16 protein-coding genes and 1 pseudogene are annotated in these 22,195 nt (G+C 56.3%); 2 read left to right on the forward strand and 15 right to left on the reverse strand.

Annotated features, from left to right (window positions below; translation table 11 throughout):
• Both BN874_RS25535 and clpB read left to right on the forward strand, forming a co-directional pair.
• Positions 1-365 (forward strand): annotated as a pseudogene (locus BN874_RS25535) (hypothetical protein); the annotation flags it as partial.
• Between the two features lie 197 nt (positions 366-562).
• Positions 563-3,160: an ATP-dependent chaperone ClpB gene (clpB, locus tag BN874_RS08445; protein ID WP_034432062.1), complete on the forward strand. Its 2,598-nt coding sequence runs from the start codon at positions 563-565 to the stop codon at positions 3,158-3,160.
• 47 nt (positions 3,161-3,207) lie between these two features.
• Here the strand turns inward: clpB and BN874_RS08450 are convergent, their stop codons facing one another.
• The 15 genes from BN874_RS08450 to leuS form a co-directional block, all read right to left on the reverse strand.
• Positions 3,208-4,029, reverse strand: coding sequence for a carbon-nitrogen hydrolase family protein (locus BN874_RS08450; protein WP_034432063.1), 822 nt, complete (start codon positions 4,027-4,029; stop codon positions 3,208-3,210).
• A 20-nt stretch (positions 4,030-4,049) separates the two neighbouring features.
• On the reverse strand, positions 4,050-7,898 hold the full coding sequence (locus tag BN874_RS08455; protein WP_081756250.1) for a YhdP family protein: 3,849 nt from the start codon (positions 7,896-7,898) through the stop codon (positions 4,050-4,052).
• A complete protein-coding gene (rng, locus tag BN874_RS08460; protein WP_034432066.1) occupies positions 7,895-9,397 on the reverse strand; it encodes a ribonuclease G in 1,503 nt (500 codons plus the stop codon). Before rng ends, BN874_RS08455 begins: the two co-directional genes overlap by 4 nt.
• Before the next feature lie 34 nt (positions 9,398-9,431).
• Entirely contained in the window at positions 9,432-10,013 is a 582-nt protein-coding gene (locus BN874_RS08465) for a Maf family protein (protein WP_034432067.1), read from the reverse strand.
• 1 nt (position 10,014) lies between these two features.
• Positions 10,015-10,485, reverse strand: coding sequence for a 23S rRNA (pseudouridine(1915)-N(3))-methyltransferase RlmH (gene rlmH / locus BN874_RS08470; RefSeq protein ID WP_034432068.1), 471 nt, complete (start codon positions 10,483-10,485; stop codon positions 10,015-10,017).
• 18 nt (positions 10,486-10,503) lie between these two features.
• Complete coding sequence (gene rsfS, locus BN874_RS08475) at positions 10,504-10,860, reverse strand: ribosome silencing factor (protein ID WP_034432069.1); 357 nt, start codon at positions 10,858-10,860, stop codon at positions 10,504-10,506.
• A 16-nt stretch (positions 10,861-10,876) separates the two neighbouring features.
• The gene (gene nadD, locus BN874_RS08480) at positions 10,877-11,554 is read right to left on the reverse strand and encodes a nicotinate-nucleotide adenylyltransferase (protein ID WP_034432071.1); all 678 of its coding nucleotides are present in this window, start codon (positions 11,552-11,554) and stop codon (positions 10,877-10,879) included.
• A 48-nt stretch (positions 11,555-11,602) separates the two neighbouring features.
• Positions 11,603-12,883 carry a glutamate-5-semialdehyde dehydrogenase gene (locus tag BN874_RS08485; RefSeq protein ID WP_051497601.1) on the reverse strand — a complete coding sequence of 427 codons (1,281 nt, stop codon included), beginning with the start codon at positions 12,881-12,883 and terminating at the stop codon, positions 11,603-11,605.
• Between the two features lie 133 nt (positions 12,884-13,016).
• Positions 13,017-15,356: a hypothetical protein gene (locus BN874_RS08490; RefSeq protein ID WP_034432073.1), complete on the reverse strand. Its 2,340-nt coding sequence runs from the start codon at positions 15,354-15,356 to the stop codon at positions 13,017-13,019.
• A 26-nt stretch (positions 15,357-15,382) separates the two neighbouring features.
• A complete protein-coding gene (locus tag BN874_RS08495) occupies positions 15,383-15,886 on the reverse strand; it encodes a hypothetical protein (protein WP_034432074.1) in 504 nt (167 codons plus the stop codon).
• 18 nt (positions 15,887-15,904) lie between these two features.
• Positions 15,905-16,576 carry a PGRP and LysM peptidoglycan-binding domain-containing protein gene (locus BN874_RS22420; protein ID WP_051497602.1) on the reverse strand — a complete coding sequence of 224 codons (672 nt, stop codon included), beginning with the start codon at positions 16,574-16,576 and terminating at the stop codon, positions 15,905-15,907.
• A 273-nt stretch (positions 16,577-16,849) separates the two neighbouring features.
• Complete coding sequence (locus BN874_RS22425) at positions 16,850-17,743, reverse strand: hypothetical protein (protein WP_154724822.1); 894 nt, start codon at positions 17,741-17,743, stop codon at positions 16,850-16,852.
• Between the two features lie 23 nt (positions 17,744-17,766).
• A complete protein-coding gene (gene holA / locus BN874_RS08510) occupies positions 17,767-18,786 on the reverse strand; it encodes a DNA polymerase III subunit delta (protein ID WP_034432075.1) in 1,020 nt (339 codons plus the stop codon).
• Positions 18,783-19,289, reverse strand: a complete 507-nt coding sequence (locus BN874_RS08515; RefSeq protein ID WP_081756251.1) for an LPS-assembly lipoprotein LptE — start codon at positions 19,287-19,289, stop codon at positions 18,783-18,785. The genes holA and BN874_RS08515 overlap by 4 nt, the downstream gene beginning before the upstream one ends.
• A 9-nt stretch (positions 19,290-19,298) precedes the next feature.
• Entirely contained in the window at positions 19,299-21,926 is a 2,628-nt protein-coding gene (gene leuS, locus BN874_RS08520) for a leucine--tRNA ligase (RefSeq protein ID WP_034432105.1), read from the reverse strand.
• Positions 21,927-22,195 lie beyond the last annotated feature (269 nt).

Consider the following 22,195-nt stretch of genomic DNA (forward strand, 5'->3'; position numbering starts at 1 on the left):
CCAGCTACAACCCCGCGCCGCAAGTCACGCAGAACCTCACGGTGGGCAGCCAGAGCTACACTCTGACCGTCGGCAAGGCTGGCACTGGCTCAGGTACGGTGATCACCAGCCCGGCGGGGATCAATTGCGGCGCTACCTGTTCTGCTAAATTCAACAACGGTACCACTGTGACCCTCACTGCTACAGTCGCCAGCGGTTCCACCTTTGCCGGATGGAATAATAAAGGCTGCACCGGTACACCGGCTACATGCACTGTTGTTGCTACCTTTAACAAAACTGCTGCTAAAACCGCAGCTACCGCATCCGCGCCCTCACCGTCACTCGAGTTCACCCCGGAATCGTTAACACCGGAATCGTCACAGTGACCAACAGTCCGGTAACATCGCAGTAAACCCGGCTATAAAAAGTCCGCCTCCATTCTGGATAAAACCAGACGGAGGCGGAGTGGTTTTCGAGAGAATATCATCGCTGGCGATTTCTACCGCTTAAAAATAGGCACTTGAATTCCTAAAAACTACCACCAGCTAGTAAGGAATTTTCGAGTTCACTAGAGTAGACCCAGATGCGCATGGACAAACTGACCAGCAAGTTTCAAATGGCCCTGAGCGACGCCCAAAGTCTGGCGGTGGGCCGCGATCATCAATTTATCGAACCGGCTCATGTATTGGCGACGTTGCTCGATCAAGATGGTGGCACGGTGCGTCCGCTACTCACCCAAGCCGGCGTCAATGTCAAACTGCTGCGCTCGCAACTGAACGAGGCGTTGGATCGCCTGCCGCAAGTCGAAGGCGCAGGCGGCGATGTGCAGATTTCCAACGCTCTATCGCGATTGCTGAATCAAGCCGACAAGTTGGCTCAGCAACGCAAGGATGCCTACATCTCGTCTGAACTGTTCGTACTGGCGGTTATAGAGGACAAAGGCGAACTGGGCAGCCTACTCCGCAAGGCTGGCGCGACCAATGCTTTGATCGAACGGGGTATCGACGCGATGCGTGGTGGCCAGAAGGTCGAGGATCAGAATGCTGAAGATCAACGACAGGCATTGGATAAGTACACCATTGACCTCACCGAGCGCGCTGAGCAGGGCAAGCTTGACCCGGTTATTGGTCGCGATGACGAAATCCGCCGCACCATTCAAGTGTTGCAACGGCGCACCAAAAATAATCCGGTACTGGTTGGCGAGGCCGGTGTTGGCAAAACCGCTATCGTCGAAGGACTGGCGCAGCGGATTATCAATGGCGAAGTGCCGGAAGGGTTGAAAAACAAACGAGTTTTATCTCTGGATATGGGCGCATTGATCGCCGGTGCCAAGTTTCGCGGCGAGTTTGAGGAGCGGTTGAAAGCGGTATTGAAAGACCTGTCCAAGCAGGAAGGTCAGATCATCTTATTTATTGACGAGTTGCATACCATGGTCGGCGCCGGCAAAGCCGAAGGATCAATGGATGCCGGCAATATGCTCAAACCGGCGCTGGCGCGGGGTGAACTCCACTGCATCGGCGCGACGACACTGGATGAGTATCGCAAATATGTGGAGAAGGATGCGGCGCTGGAACGGCGTTTCCAAAAGGTTCTGGTGAATGAACCGAATGTTGAGGATACCATCGCGATTTTGCGCGGTTTGAAAGAGCGTTATGAAATTCATCACGCGGTGGATATTACTGATCCGGCTATTGTCGCCGCTGCAACTTTGTCACACCGCTATATTACCGACCGGCAGTTGCCGGATAAGGCGATTGATTTAGTGGATGAGGCAGCCTCGCGGATCCGCATGGAGATTGATTCCAAACCTGAAGAAATGGATCGACTCGACCGGCGACTGATCCAGCTCAAGATCGAACGTGAGGCATTGAAAAAGGAAAACGACGAAGCCTCGAAAAAGCGGTTGGATTTATTGGAGCAGGAAATCGCCAAGCTGGCGCGTGAAGCCGCCGATCTGGAAGAAATCTGGAAGGCGGAGAAACTGGCGCTGCACGGATCGGCGCAGGTTAAAGAGGAACTGGAACGGGCGCGGTTGGAATTGGACACGGCCCGCCGCGCTGGCGATTTGGCGCGAATGTCTGAATTGACTTACGGACGGATTCCGGCTTTGGAGCGGCAGTTGACGCAAGTGGCGGTCGTGGAACACAAGGAATTCAAGCTGCTGCGTAACAAGGTTACGGATGAAGAGATCGCCGAAGTGGTTTCCAAATGGACGGGGATTCCAGTGGCCAAGATGCTGGAGGGTGAGCGCGATAAACTATTGCGGATGGAGGAAGCGATTCAGCGGCGGGTGGTGGGGCAGACTGAGGCCGTCAAATCCGTGTGCGATGCGATTCGCCGTTCGCGCGCCGGTTTGTCCGATCCCAAACGACCCAACGGTTCCTTCCTTTTTCTTGGCCCCACTGGGGTTGGAAAGACGGAGTTGTGCAAAGCGCTGGCCGAATTCCTGTTTGACACTGAGGAGGCGATGGTCCGAATCGATATGTCGGAATTCATGGAGAAACATTCGGTGGCGCGGATGATTGGCGCGCCGCCGGGTTATGTCGGCTATGAGGAAGGCGGTTATTTGACCGAAGCGATACGGCGACGGCCCTACAGCGTTATTCTGCTGGACGAGATCGAGAAAGCCCACGCCGATGTATTCAATGTGCTATTGCAAGTGCTGGATGATGGACGCTTGACCGATGGTCAGGGTCGCACGGTGGATTTCCGCAATACGGTCATCGTGATGACTTCCAATCTCGGCTCGCAGATGATTCAGGAGTTGGCGGCGCAAGATAATTACCCGTTGATGAAAAGCATGGTGATGACGCAGGTGGCGGATCATTTTCGCCCAGAGTTCATCAACCGAATTGACGAGGTGGTGGTGTTTCATCCGCTGGGCCGTGATCAGATTCGAGCGATTGCTGATATTCAAATCGGTTATCTACGCCAGCGACTGCTTGATCGGCAAATGGGACTGGAAGTCACCGCAGCGGCGCTGGATCGGCTGGGTGAAGCGGGTTTTGATCCGGTCTACGGCGCCCGGCCCCTCAAGCGGGCGATCCAACAGGAATTGGAAAATCCACTGGCGCGGCGGATTCTGGCCGGCGAGTTTGGCCCGGACGATACCGTGATGGTGGATGTCGGAACGGGCGGGCTGACGTTCCGCAAGGGTGGGGGAGTGCAGTTGAGGAAGTAAAACCGGGGTGGCGCGGGCCTCCTGCCCGTGCCATAGCCGATCAAAACCTATGCAACAGAAGGTACCCGGTGTTGCAGCACCGGAAATTGCCGCCGCACACTCTCCAATCGCTCGCGGCTAAACTCGGCCAGCACCACCCCAGGTCCCCACGGCTGCCGGTTTAGAATGACGCCCCACGGGTCAATAATCAGGCTGTCGCCGTAGGTCTCCCGGCCGCTGGCGTGTCTGCCACTTTGCGCCGCCGCGATGAGGTAGCACTGATTCTCGATAGCGCGGGCGCGCAACAGGATTTCCCAATGCGCCTGGCCGGTGGCGGCGGTGAACGCCGCCGGCAACGCCATAATTTCCATCCCCTGCTCCACCAGAGTGCGAAATTGCTCTGGGAAGCGCAAGTCGTAACACACCGCCAGCCCCAGCCGGCCCAGCGGGGTCTCGGTCACCACGTAGCGATCCCCCGGGGCGATGGTGGCCGATTCGGCGTAGTGTTCTGCGCTGCCCACCACCTGAACATCGAACAGATGCACCTTGTCATAGCGGGCCACCTGCCGACCCTGATTATCGAACAGCAGGCACGCCGCCCGCACCCGCGCTGCATCGGCGGTGGTTTGCAGAGGAATCGTACCGCCGACCAGCCACAGCCGATGCCGCACCGCCTGTTCGGCCAGGAAAGTTTGGATCGGTCCTGCGCCTTCGATTTCCCGCACCGCCAGCTTGTCACTTTCCCGCTGGCCCATCAGGGCGAAGTTTTCCGGCAAGACCGCCAGTTGCGCTCCGCCGGCAGCGGCTTGGGCTAGAAGATTGGCAGCAGCAGCCAGATTTTCGGCGACGCTGGGACCGGAAACCATCTGAATCGCAGCGATGATCGGCATTCGGAGTTCTCCTTCGCGATTTACTGGTCACCCACCCACCCTTTTGGTGGGGCGGTGGGATGCGGTTCTTCTACTAATTTTATTACCGGGCGATCCCAGGAACCGGTCAGTGCATAGTGATAGCGGGTCGCCTGTTCGATACCTTTTTGCAGCAACCGTTCGGCCAACAGAACCGCTGCGCCCACTGCTGGCCCGCCGGCAAGGACTCCCGCGATAGGCAATGCACCGCCAAAGCGGGGGGTGACCGTGACGCGCTGTTCGTAATCGCGTTCCTTCAATCCGGTTCGACCCTGAATCTGAATGTGGGCCGCCGGCGCTTCAATCGTCAGATTATCGGTGTAGGCCTGTCCTTGCCTGAAGGTGAATTCACCGGTGATCTGATCAAATCCCGTCCCGGACTGGAAGAGATCACTGAAGTCGAGGCTTAGGCGGCGCATCAGATTTTGTACGTTGAATAACCCAATCATCCGCCCCATGCCTGGGTCAACATCCAGTAGCTGGCCGGGGCCGACCTGAAACTTCAGTGTACCCTCCAAGCGATCCAGCGCGAAATCAGGTAATGCTGCTGCCCATTCAGCCACCAGTTCCGCTTGGGTCTCGCCACGAGCGATGCCAGCACCCGAATAACCAAACGCGGTCAGCGTCTCACCCAACGCCCGACTGTGTAACGTAGCCTGCAAGCGTGATGCTTGGCCGCCAATGGCCCATCGCCAGTCGCCGCTGGCATCAATGCGCTGTCGTTCGGAATCCAGAGTAAATTCGCTCAGGCGGATACCGCTGGGGTAGGGCATGGCTACCAGCCGCAACTGGCCCAGCATGGCTTTATCCAACCGCAGATCGGACGCAGTGAATACCAGCGGCGGCAACTGGCGTGGATCTGAATCGCGGGTATTTTTAGCAACGGAGGGGATGGAATCCGTTAAGCGATGCAGGTACAGCCGCCGTAGCGCCGCATGGATCGGGCGCTCTGGGCTGGGTTGATCCGGCAGGATCACGCGCCCGGCCAACGCTTCGCCATCCAATTCAAGCTGCATCCCCTGATCTTGACGAGTTGCGTTCAGCGTGACCCCGGAGAAGCGTTGGCGACCGACGATCAGTTCACCGATTCGGGCATCAAGGTTGCGCAGTACGCGCCACGGACGAGCGTTCTCAAGCGTTTTTGTCTTTGGCGCGGGTAGGAGAGGGGAAGCAGGCGCGGTCAGTTCCCAACGCGGGAGGCGGGCAACGACCGCTAATCCTGGAACATCGGGCAATTTCGCCGCACCGGCATTAATCCGCAGTTCGCCACTTGCCAGTCGGGGATCGCGGGGAAAACCCGCCAATTCCAGCGTTGCCCGCACTTCCTCGCCATACTCCAGCGCCAATTCCAGCGCATCCGGTGGATGAGGATGCAGATCGATCCGCAGCGGGCGAATTTCGGTCGCCGTTTTGCCCAAGGGTTGCGGCAACTGAATGACGATGCCGCGCAAATCCGAATGTAAATCCAGAGCAAAGCGTGGCGCCTCATCGCGCTGTTCGCGGCGTCCGGTGGGTACTGTCAATACCGCTTCCCAAGCGCTTTTACCGCTGACATACGGCGCTAACGCCGTTGCGGTGGGTTCTCCAACCAATGCTGGAAGTCCTAATCGGCCTCGCAATCGGGTTTGCAGTTCGCGGCGACCTTCGCGATCGATCAAATCCAGATCCAGCCGGATCGGCTCACCGCGCAACAGCGTTTGCACGTCCTTGGCATCCAGGCTGGCTTCGGTGAAACGCACCTCGCCACGCAATCGGCCGAGTTCGAGATTCCAGCCGGGCAAGATGACGCCGCCGCCCAGCAGGCCCACTTGGCCTTTGACCCGGTTGGTGCGGGCATTGACCGGCAGGGGCAGCGTCAAGTCGAGGTCCAGGGTGTTAGCGCCGCTGATGCGTAAATCCGGCAGGTCTTCGCCCAGTTCTTGTCCAACCGGACTGTCCTTGAGCGCCCGCCACAGGGTAGCTCCAGGCCCTTTGATCTGGCTCTGAACCCGCACCGTCGCCTGATCGAGATCGTCGATCCAGGCGGTGATGCGTTCTGCTTTAGCATCGAGCAGGTGGCCGCTGGCCGCTTCTACCCGTAGTCCACGATTGCGAAAGGTTGCAGCCGCCCGCAATCTCTCCAGTCGCGGCCAGCCGGGGGCATAATCCAGTGTTACATTTTCGAACCACAGCCGAGTTTCAAATAGCCCTTGACCGTTGTCGAAGGGGAAATCGGCGAGCGAGCCTCGAAACATCAGATTGCCTGCCGCTCGCCCATCCACCAGCGCTTGATCCAGCCAGGCGAGACCATCAGCAGGGAGGGTTGTTGGTAGATAGTGCCGCACCCGCTCAACTCTGACATCACGTAAAAAGCCCTGCAAATCCAGAAGCGGTTGACCCGTACTTGGCACAGTCACGCGACCCCAGATACGGGCGTTAAGATCGGCATTGGCCAAATCCAGGCCGGTGCTTTCCAAGCGCAATCCATCCGCTTCACGCGCCCACGTCAGCGTTCCAGCCAAAGTATCGAGCGTAATAGGAGCGCGTAACAGGCCAGCGGTATCTACCCGGACTTGGCGGCTGTCGAGTTTGACGCGGCACTGATCAGGCGCGAATTCTAAAGTTCCAGTCAGATGGCTCAGTCCCGGCAGACCGTGAGCCGCTTGCAACGCCACATCGCGCAACTGGGCAGTGACGGCATAAGTGCCGGTAGCGGCCTGAACTGCGATTTCCGGAAGATCACCCTGGGGATTGAGCGATGCGAGCCATGGTCGGGTTGGTTCATTCAGCCACCGGGTTGCCCATGCGGCGACATCCTGGGCGCGCAGATCGCGGACTCGACCCTGCCACTGTTCGCCGGTCTGGCTCAACTCGAAGGTGGGTTCAGCGACAATTTGGCCCTTGCGATCCTCGAATTGGGCGTGGCCTCGCAGTTGCCAACCGGTTTCCAGCTTCTGGCCGTCCAGCGTTAATTCGGTTGCCGGCTGATTCGTCAACCATCGTCCCAGCAGAGCGAAACGCGATGGCGCGTCCAATTCCGCCCCGGATAGCCGCAGCCGGCCTTCGATGCGAGTCGGTCGCCAGTCGCGCCAGTCGCCGCGCAGTTCCAGCGCCGCCTGGCCAGCGGTGAATCCCAGCGGCAATTTCCAATCGGCCAGATGCAGCCGGTCGGCGCGGAACTCGAAGGTTCCCTGCCAGAATTCCGGATCGGCATGGGGCCGTTCTACACTGAACTCGATCCGGTCGCCGATGTCGCCAGGTAATTCAGCAGTGAAGAGCAAGCGTTGGCCGTGCGGAGTGTCCCGCACCTGAAAATAAGGATGCAGGAGGTGCAGGGCAACGCCATCACGGCGCCGCAGGGTCAACTGGTCGCCGATGAGATCCAGTCGGCCCACCTCAAATAGCCAGCGGGCGACCTCCGGCAGCGACGGCGCGCTTTCCGCCGCACTGGCGTCAGCCCGCAGGCGTAGCGTCTCTTCCGGCCCTTGTTCCAGCGTCAGATTCACGCCCTCCAGTCGGATATGACTGAACGCCGGTCGCCATTCCCACACCGAGCGCCACAGGTTCACTGTGGCCGCTGCCCGGCTGAAGCTGGCCAGCACCGCACCGGTTTCGGGATCGCGCAGGCTGACGCCTTGCAACCGCAGACCCAACCACCAACCTTCGCGCTCGGCGGTCACCGCCTTAATCTGCGCCGGTACGTGGAGATAGTCGCCCAACGCGGTAGCCAGGGCTTCACGATAGTCGTTCAAACGTGGCAACAGCCACCATTGCCCGAACGCCGCCAGCAGCAGCAACGGCAACAGCAGCGCCAGAACCAGCCGGCGCGCCCACCGCAACGGTTGGCGGGCTGCGCCCCAAACCCGTCTCACATCAACACCACGTCATATTGTTCGCGGGTGTAGAGCGCCTCGGCCTGGAACTTGATGGGAATGCCGATAAATGCTTCCAGTTGCGCCACGCTGGTGGATTCCTGATCCTGCATCGCATCCACCACATCCGGCGCGGCCAGCACCACAAACTGGCGCGGCGAATATTGGCGGGTTTCGCGCAGCAGCTCGCGGAAGATTTCGTAACACACCGTTTCGGCGGTCTTGATGGAGCCGCGCCCGTCGCACAAGGGGCAGGGCTCGCATAGAATCTGCTCCAGACTTTCACGGGTGCGCTTGCGGGTCATTTCCACCAGGCCCAGCGGCGACACCTGGGAAATATGGCTCTTGGCCCGATCCTTCTCCAGATGCTTCTCCAGCGCTTTCAACACCGCCTGCCGATGTTCCTCGCTGACCATGTCAATGAAATCGAGAATGATGATCCCGCCCAGATTGCGCAGTCGTAATTGCCGGGCGATGGCGGCGGCGGCTTCCAGGTTGGTCTTGAAGATGGTTTCTTCCAGATTGCGATGCCCGACATAAGCGCCGGTATTAACATCAATCGTGGCCATAGCTTCAGTCTGATCCACGATCAGATAGCCGCCGGATTTAAGCGGAACCTTCTTGCCCAGCGCCTTCTGCAACTCATCTTCAATGCCGTACAACTCGAAAATGGGTCGCTCCCCCGGATAATGTTCCAGGCGTGGTCCCATTTCCGGCACGAACTTGTCAGCGAACTCCAGCATCCGTTGGCAGGTTTCGCGGGAGTCAATGCGAACCTTCTCCACGTTGTCGCCGATAAAATCGCGCAACACCCGCAACACCAGCGGCAAGTCCTCGTACAGAGTGAGAATGCCGCTGGTTTCCTTTATCCGCTCCCGGATCGAACTCCATAACCGTTGCAAAAACTGCATGTCGGCTTGCAGCGCCTCGGATTCCGCGCCTTCCGCCGCCGTGCGGACGATATAGCCGCCGCCGAATTCGGCGCGGAAGGCGTTGACCACTTCTTTCAGCCGTTGCCGCTCGCGCTCGCCGTCGATTTTGACCGATACCCCGGCTACGTCAGAGTCGGCCAGGAACACCAGGAACCGCGAGGGCAGGGTGATATGCGTGGTCAGCCGCGCGCCCTTGGTGCCGATGGGATCTTTGATGACCTGCACCACCAGTTCCTGGCCTTCACGCACCAGATCGGTGATGGCGAGCGCCGCCCGATCACTGTGGGTGGCGCTCGCGCCGCTTTCGGGCAAAGACTCCGGACGAATATCGGAGACATGCAGGAAGGCCGCCCGCTCCAGGCCGATGTCCACAAACGCCGCTTCCATGCCGGGCAGCACTCGGCAGGCCCGGCCTTTGTAGATGTTGCCGACCAAGCCGCGCTTGCCGGCGCGCTCAATCAAAATTTCCTGCAAGACGCCGTTTTCGACCACGGCGACCCGGGTTTCGCGGGGCGTGACGTTAATCAGGATTTCGTCGCCCGTGCCGCCTTCGGTGCGTGTGGCCATACGGTTTCAATCCATCGGGGGAAGTAGAAAATCGCTAAAAGTGGATACCGAACTCCCGCAGCAGCTCAGCGGTTTCAAACAGTGGCAAACCCATGACGCCGGAGTAGCTGCCGTGAAGCTCGCTGATGAAGGCGGCGGCCCGGCCCTGAATACCGTAACCGCCGGCTTTATCCAGCGGTTCGCGGCTGTCCCAATAGTCTGCGCATTCCAGCGGCGTCAGTTCGCGGAACCGAACCCGGCTCTCCTGCACTTTGACCGCCGCGCCGGTCGAGGTTGCCAGCGCCACTGCGCTCAGCACTTGATGCTCACGGCCAGACAATAAGGCCAGCATCGCCAACCCTTGCTGTCGGTCGCCAGGCTTGCCGAGAATGACGCCATCCACGACGACTGCGGTATCCGCACCCAGTACCGGACAGGGTTTACGGCGACCCAGCGCTTGTACACCCACCTGCGCCTTAGTCCGCGCCAGCCGGGCGACATAGGCTGGAGGATTCTCGTCGGGCAACGGCGTTTCGTCCACTGCTACCGGGATCAAACGGTAAGCAACGCCCATCTGACGCAGCAATGCGCGACGACGCGGCGAGGCTGAGGCGAGATAGATCTGGATAGCCGGCATGTCAGGCGCGGTGATAAGGATGATGATGCAACAGGCTCCACGCCCGGTAAATCTGTTCAGCGACCACGACCCGTACCAGCGGATGCGGCAAGGTCAATCGCGATAGCGACCACAGCCCATCGGCGCGGGCGCGGCAGGCGGGATCAAGTCCATCCGGGCCGCCCACCAGCAAGCTGATCTCGCGTCCATCGCGTAGCCAGCCGGCTAACTGTTCAGCCAATTCGGCGGTACTCCACGGCTGGCCGCGCTCGTCCAGAGCAACGATCCGGGAACCGGCTGGCGCTGCGGTCAACAGGCGTTCGCCTTCGTCATGGACGATGCGGGCCAGATCAGGATGAGCGCCGCGCTTGCCCGCAGGAATTTCAACCAGGTTCAGCATACATTCCCGGGTCAGCCGTTCAGCGTATTCTGAGTAGCCCGCCTTAACCCAACTTGGCATCCGGGTACCAATGGCGAGCAGGTGAATTTTCATTGATGTAAGCGCAGGGCTTTAGCCACGCGCCGCCCGGTGGGCACTGGCGCGATGGTCCACTGACCACAGCTTTTCCAGGTTATAGAAATCGCGGGTCTGCGGCAGCATGACATGGACTACGATGTCGGCCAGATCGACCAGCACCCATTCCGCTTCCTGTTGACCCTCAACGCCCAGCGGGCGGACACCAGCGGTGAGGCAATTTTCCACCACTTTATCGGCAAGGGCTTTAACCTGGCGGGTAGAACTACCGCTGGCAACGACCATCAGATCGGTAAAATTGGCGATGTCGCGCACATCCAGCACCTTGATGTCCTGAGCTTTCAGGTCTTCCAGGGCATTAACAACAATCTTTTTCAGCGCTTCAAGTGGCATAAAGTTCGGGTCATCCTCATTCAGAAATCGTGATTTTAACAGGCGGCGCCCGGTACAGCGCCCGGTCGTGGATGTAGGCCAGCGCCGCCTCCGGCAACAGGTAACGGGGCGATTGGCCGTGCGCCAGCAGGGTGCGAATCCGGGTTGCAGAAATGCTCAACTGAGTGACCGCATGGAACAGGATACTGCCCGCCGGTTTTCGACGCAGCGCAAGAGTATCTTGGATTAGGCGCGGTGCCATGAATTTCTCCAGCATCGGTGGCAAGGCCGGCAAAACGTCAGGCCGTTGCATCACCACAATATGAGCGAGATCGCTCAGATTTTGCCAGCGATGCCAAGTTAGCAGTTCCCGGAAGGCGTCGGTACCGAGAATCAGACACAGCGGAATGTCAGCGCCAAAATCGGCGCGCAGCGAGACCAGGGTATCCACCATATAGGACGGCCCTTCCCGACGCAGTTCCCGGTCGTCAACCACAAAGCCGGGTTGTCCCGCTGTCGCCAATTGCGCCAGCGTGAGCCGCTGTTCAGCGGTGATCAGTGGCGTGGCGCGATGGGCGGGAATCCGGCAGGGAATGAAGCGGACTTCGGCCAGCTCCAGCGTTTCCAGCAGTTCCAGCGCCGGACGCAAATGGCCGTAATGGATCGGATCAAAGGTGCCGCCCAAAATCCCTATCGGACGGGGAGCGAGGCCCATGAATCCGGTCTCGGCGCGGGCGGGCTGAGGAGGGTGTAGATAACCAAGTTATTGGCGGATATGACCATCGCCCAGCACCACAAACTTCTGGGTGGTCAGCCCTTCCACCCCGACCGGGCCGCGCGCGTGCAGCTTGTCAGTGCTGATGCCGACTTCCGCGCCCAAACCGTACTCGCCACCATCGGCGAAGCGGGTCGAGGCGTTCACCATCACCGAACTGGAATCCACCTCGCGCAAAAACCGCCGCGCCCGACTGTAATCCTCGGTGATGATGGCGTCGGTGTGGGCGGAACCGTAAGTCGCAATGTGATCCATGGCCTCGTCCATGTCCTTCACCACCCGAATAGCGAGAATGGGCGCCAGATATTCAGCGTACCAGTCCTCTTCGGTCGCGATTTTGACTTCGGGCAGTAGATCGCGGGTTTTGGAGCAGCCGCGCAACTCGACCCCGGCTGCCCGATACCTTTCGCCCAGCACCGGTAACACCCGCTCGGCGATCCCATCAGCCACCAGCAGGGTTTCCATGGTATTGCAGGTGCCGTAACGCTGAGTTTTGGCGTTGTAGGCGACGGTAACGGCCTTGTCCATGTCGGCGCGGTCATCAATATAAACGTGGCAAACGCCGTCCAGATGCTTGATCACCGGCACCCGCGCTTCACGGCTGATCCGCTCAATCAGACTCTTGCCGCCGCGTGGCACGATCACATCGACATATTCGGCCATGCGGATCAGTTCGCCGACGGCGGCGCGGTCGGCAGTCTCGATCACTTGCACTGCGTCGGCAGGCAGACCGGCGGCGGCTAGACCGTGCTGGATGCAGGCGGCAATCGCCTGGTTGGAATGCAGCGCCTCGGAACCGCCGCGCAGAATGGCGGCGTTGCCCGATTTCAAACACAGCGCGGCGGCGTCGGCGGTCACGTTCGGGCGCGATTCATAGATGATGCCAATCACCCCCAGCGGCACCCGCATCCGCCCAACCTGAATTCCCGATGGGCGATATTTCAGATCGGTGATTTCGCCGACGGGATCGGTTTGGGCGGCGATTTCGCGCAAGCCTTGCGCCATCGTCTTGATCCCTTTGGGCGTCAGCTCCAACCGATCCAGCAAGGCCGGTTCCAACCCGTTCGTTTGGCCTGCGTCCATATCCAGCCGGTTGGCAGCTAATAGGGCTTCCGTCGCAGCTTCCAGTGCCTCGGCAATCGCCAGCAGCGCAGCGTCTTTAACTCGCGTTTCGGCGCGACCGATGATACGGGAAGCGGCGCGGGCGCACTGACCAACCGTGGTCATGTAGTGGCTAATAGCGTTGGTCGTTTCTACATTTGTGTTCATTAAAAATTTCCTCATTGATACCCTATCAGTATCGGTAATATAGCAAGTTAGCCTTTGGTATTTCTCCGACAAGCCGATAAGGAAAACTTCACGCTATTTTGCGACTACTCATAATTAAACTACTTGGTCTGCTTTAGGAACGTTGGACAGAAACACCAAGTAAATTTTCGAGAGCAACAGGATCAATGTCGCGCCACTCGAAGCGTTCCATTGTTGCTTTCATTTTCTCATATTCAGGTTCAGTCAAAAGATCGGTGATCTCGAAGCCTGCGTTTTGCAATCCTGCCTTGCTGATATTATTCCAAGTGCGCATTTCTTCCAGAAGTTTGATGCAATGAGCTTTCTCAGAAAGCCCAATTTTATAGACGGCTTCGCCAAATTCGCCAAAACCCTGTATCAGATATCCAATCCCCTGTAGTTTTACGCTGATAGGATTTGCAGAAAAACTACCTAATGTACTCCCGATACCAGTAAACCATTTGCCTCCCCAAATTACCAGATGCCATTTGTGCATTCCACATGCATCGTCAGGTGTGTATCGTTCCAGTAAATCCTTACCATAAGTCTTATCATAGAAGTACTCATAAGTTGTTAGCCCTGCAGAACCTACGTCTGCTAGCGCCCCAAGTCCCTTCCCAACTTTGCCCCATTTACCAATTTTATCAGCTAGTAGCTTCTTGGCGGCATCTTCGCCTTGTTTAGTTACAATTTTTGTATACCACGGGGTAACGTGGCCTAGTGCCGCAAGGCCGGAAAATTGAAATACCGATGACATGAGAGTACTCGTTTTGAAAAAAGCGTCGGCGAACTTATAGCTAGTACTCTTTTTTCCCTCCCCATTCTTTTCCCAAGCTTCGGCAAACGCATCCCATGCGGCAATTGCAACAGCACCCTTGAGAAAGATTTCTAAACCTTGAATCCAATACACAGCTTTGTAAGCACTTTTTCCGTCACCTTCCTTTAGTCGGTCAGTAATTTTTGCCGGAGTCTCTTCCTTAAGCTTGTTGATTTCTGCCCCTAGTTTCTTAATTTCTTGGTTAATTTTATTAACTTCATTGTTAGAGCGGATCATATCTTCAACAATTTTGCGCTCACGCATTTTGCCTCCAGCAAACCTACTGGCAAGGCGCTCAGATTCCTTACATCCTTCACGGGCATACGATTTTGCCAGATCCTCAAGCTCTCTGCTCCTTTGGTCGATTTTTTGTAGCAAAGCCTTCTCAGGCATAATGAGCGAGGAGCGTTGTCCTGCGTACTCTCCAATTTTTTGATATAAACCTTCGATCTTTTCTAATGGTATACGCTTTGTGACCCATTCGATTGATAAATAGTTCACCATGGTTATTACATATTTGCGTGTGCTGTCCATCCACTTGATGGCACCACGGGGTTTTTCAGTGGTGAAATGGGTCTTACCCGCTACCATGTTCAGGTAAGGCATGACAAAACCCTGAGCGTAATTTTGCCCATAGTTAAAAGACTCGCCGTAAAGCGCGTTAGGATCCTCTCGAACGAAATCACAGGTTTTGGGAATCTTGTTAAACACAAGACCCAAGCGCGCCAGCATGATGCGATGTTCCTCCGCCATTACAGCATCCGCTTTATGAATATGATCTTGATAACGATCATCTTGCACAAGCTGCCAGAGCAGTTCTGCAATATTATTGACATGTTTCCGAAATAAAACGATGGAGTCGTTGGGATAGCCGTAATTAATTAAATTGAGGGATTCGATCACGATATTTCGAAGGGTTCCCTGCATATACCTATAGTCATCCATTGACTGCACGTTAATACGCATATTTCTGCCGGCTTGGAAAATCACGTCCATGAACGCGGAGATATGAGACGCTATCTCGCTTACGTTTGAGACTCTGGCAACTTGGAATTCATGTGTATGGATTAGCTCGTCCAACGTATCGACGAGGCGCGAAACCCGATACAGGAAGTGAAAACGGCTGCTGGGAACGACCATTCGCGCCTTCTCACCTTGTGGTGGAACCGCCACTTCGATCATTGGCCAATAGCTTGAATGAGGTACGGGCGCTGCGATCCACTGATCGTGGTGATCGTCGTTAGTTAGTACATCATCACCATATATGTTAGGAAATTCGTCGCGTCGCACAAAGGCGTCCAGCCAAACCTTGTATTTACCTGCGGGCAGGAGAGAAGGCACTTTACCGGTATTGGGTACGGTGACAGCGTTCAAACCTCGACGAGTAGTTTCGTCCAAGTACAATTCACCATCGAGGACATAGCCTCGCCAAACGGTTTGGCGCTTGCTGAGATCCTTCAACCATATCTCACCCCAAAGGACTTTGTCGGTGAAGAAACAGCTCCCAAGCAAACGTGAATAGTCCCATGATGAAAAAGGAAGCCATGATGAAAAAGAAACCATGTCTTTCTGGATTACCCGGACCGGCACTTTTCTAGCAATACGCTTAATATTTTTTACTTTGCTGTTTTGCGTCATTTTTCAAAAACTCACGTGGTATCTAGTTAAAGGATTAGTGTACTACCTTCTTTCCAAGGTGAATTCGGTTCACCATCCTTCTGTTCCCTTAAGGCAATTCGAATTAACTGCGCCTCTGGTTTTGAATCAGGAATATCAGATTCACGCTCCGCTTCCTCAAAGGAATTAGGTAATGCGGATTCTTCTTCGCTCTGAACGGTCGCCGAAGGGTTACTTGCCGTTTCCAATAGATCTTCCAGAAGAACTTTGTAGAACGACAGGTAGCGTCCTTCCGCGCCAAGATCGACTTCAAGTGAATACTTACAGCCTGGTATCAAGCCGGTAAAAATGAGTGTCAGGTAGCCATCACCGGGTATTGCGTCATCTATTACAGTTCGCTCTTGGTGCAAAGAACCGTCCTCATTGAGCAACCGGTAGTGATCATCCTTAGCCTGCGGCGCGTCGGGGTTAATATGCAAATCAACCGCTAACGCAGGGAGTGAATTAAATACATTTTCATTCCGTCGTGCTATTTTTTGTGGCAAAGACATTTTTTGCGGGCCTCGGGATCAACAACCGTGGATCTCTATAAGTTTACTTAGCATCTGTTCATCTGGATCACCGGATGTTTCCAGTCCATGCTTACCCTGAAATGCACGAATGGCCCCTTCTGTTAAGGGGCCAAGTTTCCCCTTCTCTGCGGAACACTCGAAGCCCAAATTATGTAGGCGTGCCTGTAGCCCACTGAGGGTAGTCACTGGGTCCAATCCGCCGAGGTCAAGCCGGTACTCGGCTCCGCTCTCCAGACGAAGAATCGCGTGACGGGCATTCGGCTTTATCCGCTCATCCAGCCATCCGTTTGCATCGGTTACCCCACTTATCAATACGGAGCCTTCGACGTCCAAGGTATAGCGTTCATCTGCCAAAGGAATATCTTCTTCAAGTAATTGAACTTTTAAGCGACTTGGCATACCTTTTCGGATGAATCGATGGTGTGCATCAACTGGTCGATTTTCCTGTTTGGGACGAAGGTCGGGGATGCAAACTTTGTCACCTTTCAGTAGTACAAATGGATCCTTACGGACACTTCTTAAATCAGAATTCTCCCCGTGATTCCAAAGGGTTTCCCAGAAAAATCCATACTTCAAAGAAATAGAGTCAAGACACTCACCGTATTGAACGACATGTTTACCTTGACCCACTTTATCATCATTTAAGTAATCTTTTTGATTATCGCTCATTACTGTTATACCTTTTTAAGGTGAGTTTCGTTTAAGTCAAAACGGGGTTTCTAGTAGAGAATTTAATTGGTACAACTTAGTTTGGGGCTAATTCAGGGAAAGTTTTTTAGGCTGATCGTGATCAGCCCGGCAACAAGGTTGACCAAGAAGTTAGCGACGCTATGATGAAGAGCGTACCGCATTGTAGGCCCATAGCGGTATAATCACTCATTTTTGATCACCGTCACTCATCGTGGAGCAGGATCAACCACGTTTAATAATAGGCCACAAATATTAGGCCGAATGCCAAGCATCTTTGTCCAAATTTGGGAAGCTAATTTTGCATTGCCCCTCGACAATCTTATCCAGCCGCGCCCAACCATCGCCATCGGTCTTACCCTTGAACTCCTGCTTATCGGGAGTCACGATCAAATAAGCTTCATTAGGAATCCCTACGCCGTCTTCATCGACCAGTTCTATTTCAATCCAGTGCTGTTCCTTTTCCTCTCGCAGTTTTTTGGCGAGCTGCGACGGGGTGGCTGCCGACTCTTCACTGCGCATGGAAATATGGCGCATGGGAATCGTTCGTAACAACAACAGACCGCTGTGGAGTTTTCGATGGTAACGAAGGTCGGGAACCAGAGCAATGGCTTCTTGCAGCGCTGTTTTTTCAGCTTGGGATAGTGTCGGTGCCGCCACCATTTTTTCGAGAAGTCTCCGCGCCTCGTCGTGCGGAATGATCTCATATTGCTCATCGGAATATTCTTTAAGCCATTGCGAAGCCCGGATGATCTGAAACCTGCGCCCTTCAAACAGAAAACTCCCAGCCATCATGCGTAACGCACGAAGCACTCGCTCCTCAGCCACTCGCTGTTGATTGACCGGGCTTCCGGTCGCCGCCGCGTTTTCACGACCGTGAATTTGGCCGCAGACCCGCACCCGACCGATAGCAATCATCCGGGCAACCTGCTTGATAATGCTTTCATCATCCAGCCGGAAAAGCCCTTGAACCTCCCCATGCTGATGCACGATCCGCTGCAAATCGGCCATCGCCAAAGGATCAGTCTTAAAGCTTTGCAGCCAGAAATGAACCGAGTCGTAATCCATCGAGTGAAAATCTGACTCGCATCCTCTGCACAGATGCCCTTGACAGAGCGGCCACACTTTTAATTTGGAGGAAATACGCACCGGATTCATTCCTGAAAGCTAAATCATTTTGGCAACAACTCCAAACCCGCCAACCGCAGACTGCTTGCCAGCAGCGCATCCCACGGCGAGCCGGTTTCAGCCCCCTTAATCGCCCGATCAATCCAGGAACAAGTCCGCAACAGTTGCCGACAATCCGCCAGCGTCAATCGTTGCAGGGCTTGGTTCAGGAGCGGTTTGCGCTTGTCCCAAACCTTGTGGGCGGCGAATATCGCCTCCAGCGGCTGACGCTGACTACGGGCAAAGGCCAGCGCGGTCAATACCCGAATCTCCTGGTGCAAAACCCAGTTGATCAGCACCGGCTCCACGTCCTCGCCACGCAGCCCATTCAGAACTCGCGCCACCCGTTGCGGTTGTCCGAGCAGAGCGGCGTCAACTAAATCATAGATGCTGTAGCGGGAACTGTCGCCTACCGCCGCCAGCACCGCCTCGGCGGTGAGTTGCCGATCCGCGACCGTCAAGACCAGTTTTTCGATTTCCTGGGCAGCGGCCAACAGATTGCCTTCGACCCGTTCGCTGAGCAGCATCACCGCTTCCGGCGTAGGATTCAGGCCCCGCGCCCGCAAGCGCTTTTCAATCCAGGCCGGCAATTGCCGCAAATCCAACGGCGCACACACCACCACGACCCCGGCGCTATCCAAGGCAGTGAACCAGCGGGTTTTTTGCGCGCTCCAGTCCAATTTGCCAGCAGTGATCAGCAATACGGTATCCTCCGCCGGTCGCGTCGCGTACTCGCTCAGCGCCTTGGCGCCGGCATCACCCGGCTTGGCGTTGCCCAAGCGCAGTTCAAGCAGCCGCCGACCGGCGAACAGGGACAGGCTGGCCGCTTGCTGCCGCAGCGTATCCCAATCGAAACCGGTCTCCACAGTCAAGCATTCCCGCTCACTGTAGCCACGCTCACGGGCGGCAGCACGGATGGCATCGGCGGCTTCCTGCGCTTGCAACGGCTCCTCGCCATAGACCAAATACAGCGGCGATAACGTCTTGCGCAAATGCGCGGCAAGCTGGTCGGGGCGCTGTCTCAAGATTTAATCGCCTGCAAGCGGCGGATAATTTGCCAAGCCATATCCTCCGCCATGCTGTCTACCAGCGATTCTTGCGCGGCCTCGAAACCGAGTACCCGGTTCTCGTCGAACAGCAGGCTGCGATTGGCGCTGATGCTCTCAGCAGGAACCAGGGTTTTACCATTGCGGAGCGTGACCTGATAACTGGCGTCATAGGCCAGCCAATACGCACGTTTGACATCGAAGCGGTCGGCAGCCACCGTGCGCCGGCTGCTGCCCTCGCGTAAAATAGTAAGGGTTGCCGTCGCTTGATCCGGATCGCGGGTCACGGTCACGCCGTTGCTCGCCAGTAAGGTCTGGAGCCTGCGGCTCAGGACGCCGGGCGGTACTCCGATAGCCTGCTGGCTTTGCACATAGGTCACGGCCATTTCCGGCGGTAATTGCGCCTGACCCCGTAACTGGAAACCACAGCCGGCCAGCAGCAATATCACCAGTCCTAGCCCACTCCGAATCCTCTCGTGCATGGCGGCGACTCAGCAGACCAGGTTAACCAGCTTACCGGGCACTACCACGATTTTGCGGATCGGCTTGCCCTCAATGAAACGCTGAACATTAGGTTCAGTCTGTGCCGCCTGCTCAATAACCCCATGTTCCGCATCGACCGGCACTTCAATCTGACCGCGTAATTTGCCATTGACCTGTACCACCATCGCCACGAAGGACCGCGCCAGCGCTGCTTCGTCGGGAGTCGGCCAAGCGGCATTTAATACATCATCGCCGTATCCGAGTTCTCGCCATAACTCATGGGTGATGTGAGGAACAATCGGCGACAGCAGCCGCAATAGAACACTTAATCCTTCGCGCCGAACCGCAGCGGCGGACGGTTCTTTACCGGTTTCAATCCGACCCAGCGCATTCAAGATTTTCATGCCGCCAGAAACCACAGTATTAAATTGGTGACGACCGAAGTCATTGAGCGCCTGCCGCAATGCCTCATGCAGTTCATGGCGAATTTCGCGCAAGGGTTCGGAGAGCGTTGCGGCGTCCAAGTCGCCAGCGGCGCGAATCGTTTCCTGGTGTTCGGCGGCGTAAATCCACAGTCGGCGCAAGAAACGGTAGGCTCCCGCAACTCCCGAATCTGACCATTCCAACGCCTGTTCCGGCGGCGCAGCAAACATGATGAATAACCGGGCGGTATCCGCGCCGTATTGCCCAATCAAGGCTTGCGGATCAACGCCGTTATTCTTGGACTTGGCCATCTTTTCGATGCCGCCAATCACCACGGATTGATCATCAGATTTGAGAGTAGCAGCGACTGGGCGGCCCTTGTCATCCGTCTGTACGGATACGTCAGCGGGGTTAATCCATTGTTTGCGGCCCTCTGCGCTTTCCCGGTAGAAAGTGGGCGCGATCACCATGCCTTGCGTCAGTAACCTGGTGAAAGGCTCGGACACCGTAGTCAGACCCAGATCGCGCATGATCTTGGTCCAGAACCGGGAATAAAGCAGGTGCAAAATGGCATGTTCAATGCCGCCGACATATTGATCCACCGGCATCCAGTAATCGGCTCGCGCATCCACCATCGCACTCGCGCCGGGTGTGCAGTAGCGGAAGAAGTACCAGGACGAATCCACAAAGGTATCCATGGTATCGGTCTCACGCCGGGCGGGGCGGCCGCATTTTGGACAGGCGCAATTCAGGAATTCGGCATATTTATTGAGCGGATTACCCGAACCATCCGGTACCAGATAATCGGGCAGGATCACTGGCAATTGATCATCGGGCACCGGGACTGTGCCGCAATCATCGCAATGAATGATCGGAATTGGCGTTCCCCAATAACGCTGGCGGGAAATGCCCCAGTCGCGCAGCCGCCAAATCACCTTTTTCTCACCCAACTGCCTGGCATTCAAATCAGCGGCAATCGCGTCTACGGCCTGCTCAAAATCGAGGCCGTTATATTGGCCGGAATGAATACAGATGCCGTAATCCGCATAAGCCTCTTGCCATGGCGCAGGGGTTTCATCGCCGGCGCGAGTGCGGATCACCGGCTTAATTGCTAAGCCATATTGGTGAGCGAAGGCGAAATCGCGCTCGTCGTGAGCCGGCACCGCCATCACCGCGCCTTCGCCATAAGCCATGAGGACATAGTTGGCGACCCACAGGGGTAATGGTTCCCCTGTGAGCGGATGAGTCACTGTAAGACCTGTAGCGAAACCTTTTTTCTCCTGGGTCGCCAACTCCGCCTCGGTGACGCCACCCTGGCGACATTCATCAATAAAGGCTGCCAGTGCGGGATTGCTTTGCGCGGCATAGAGCGCCAAAGGATGTTCAGCGGCCACTGCTACATAGGTTGCGCCCATCAGCGTATCGGCGCGGGTAGTGAAAACCCAGAGGACGCCGCTTTCGCCCTCACCCCCAGCCCCTCTCCCGGTTACGGGCGAGGGGAGTTGATAGGGAAAGCCAATTCGCACCCCGTAACTCTTGCCGATCCAGTTTTTCTGCATCAGCCGAACCTGTTCCGGCCAGTCGGGCAACTGGTCCAATTCCGCCAGCAGTTCCTCGGCGTATTGGGTGATCGCCAGGTAATACATCGGGATTTCACGTTTCTCGACCACTGCGCCGGTGCGCCAGCCGCGTCCGTCAATGACCTGCTCATTAGCCAGCACGGTTTGATCGATAGGATCCCAATTTACCAAGCCCGTCTTCTGGTAGACGATCCCGCGTTCTAACATCTGCAAGAACAGCCATTGATTCCAGCGGTAGTAGTCAGGCCGACAGGTCGCCACTTCCCGATCCCAGTCCACTGCAAAACCCAGCGACCGGAGTTGCTGTTTCATGTAGGCAATGTTGTTGTCAGTCCATTGCGCTGGAGCAACCCCACCTGCCATCGCCGCATTTTCCGCCGGCAGGCCGAAGGCGTCCCAGCCCATCGGTTGCAGCACGTTTTTGCCTAACATGCGCTGATAGCGGGTGATCACATCGCCGATGGTGTAGTTGCGCACATGGCCCATGTGCAGCCGCCCGCTGGGATAGGGGAACATGGACAGGCAATAGAATTTTTCACGCCCCGGCTCCTCACGCACGGCGAAAGTTCGTTGCTCATCCCAATGGCGTTGTGCTTCCGCTTCAAGAGCTTGCGGGTTGTAAGACTCGGCGATCACGGTGATTTCCCAATTTTCAAACAGTTCAAAGTAAATTGCGCTACACAGCATCGCCAGCCGGATGCGTGGGTTATGCGTTCCAGCCGGTCTTGAATGATGACAAGGAGGTGATTAATAGCGACGATTGCGGCACTTTTTCCGCCCTAAAACCAGAGCGCAGTACGATAGCATAACTTTTTATATTGACAGCAGACCGACCCGATTCCGGTTTATTCCGGGGCAGTTTCCAGGAAGTGAGTCATGGTTTCGGAAGCACTGCCCAGCGG

The organism is Candidatus Contendobacter odensis Run_B_J11 (genome assembly GCF_000531125.1).
Lineage (GTDB): Bacteria > Pseudomonadota > Gammaproteobacteria > Competibacterales > Competibacteraceae > Contendibacter > Contendibacter odensensis.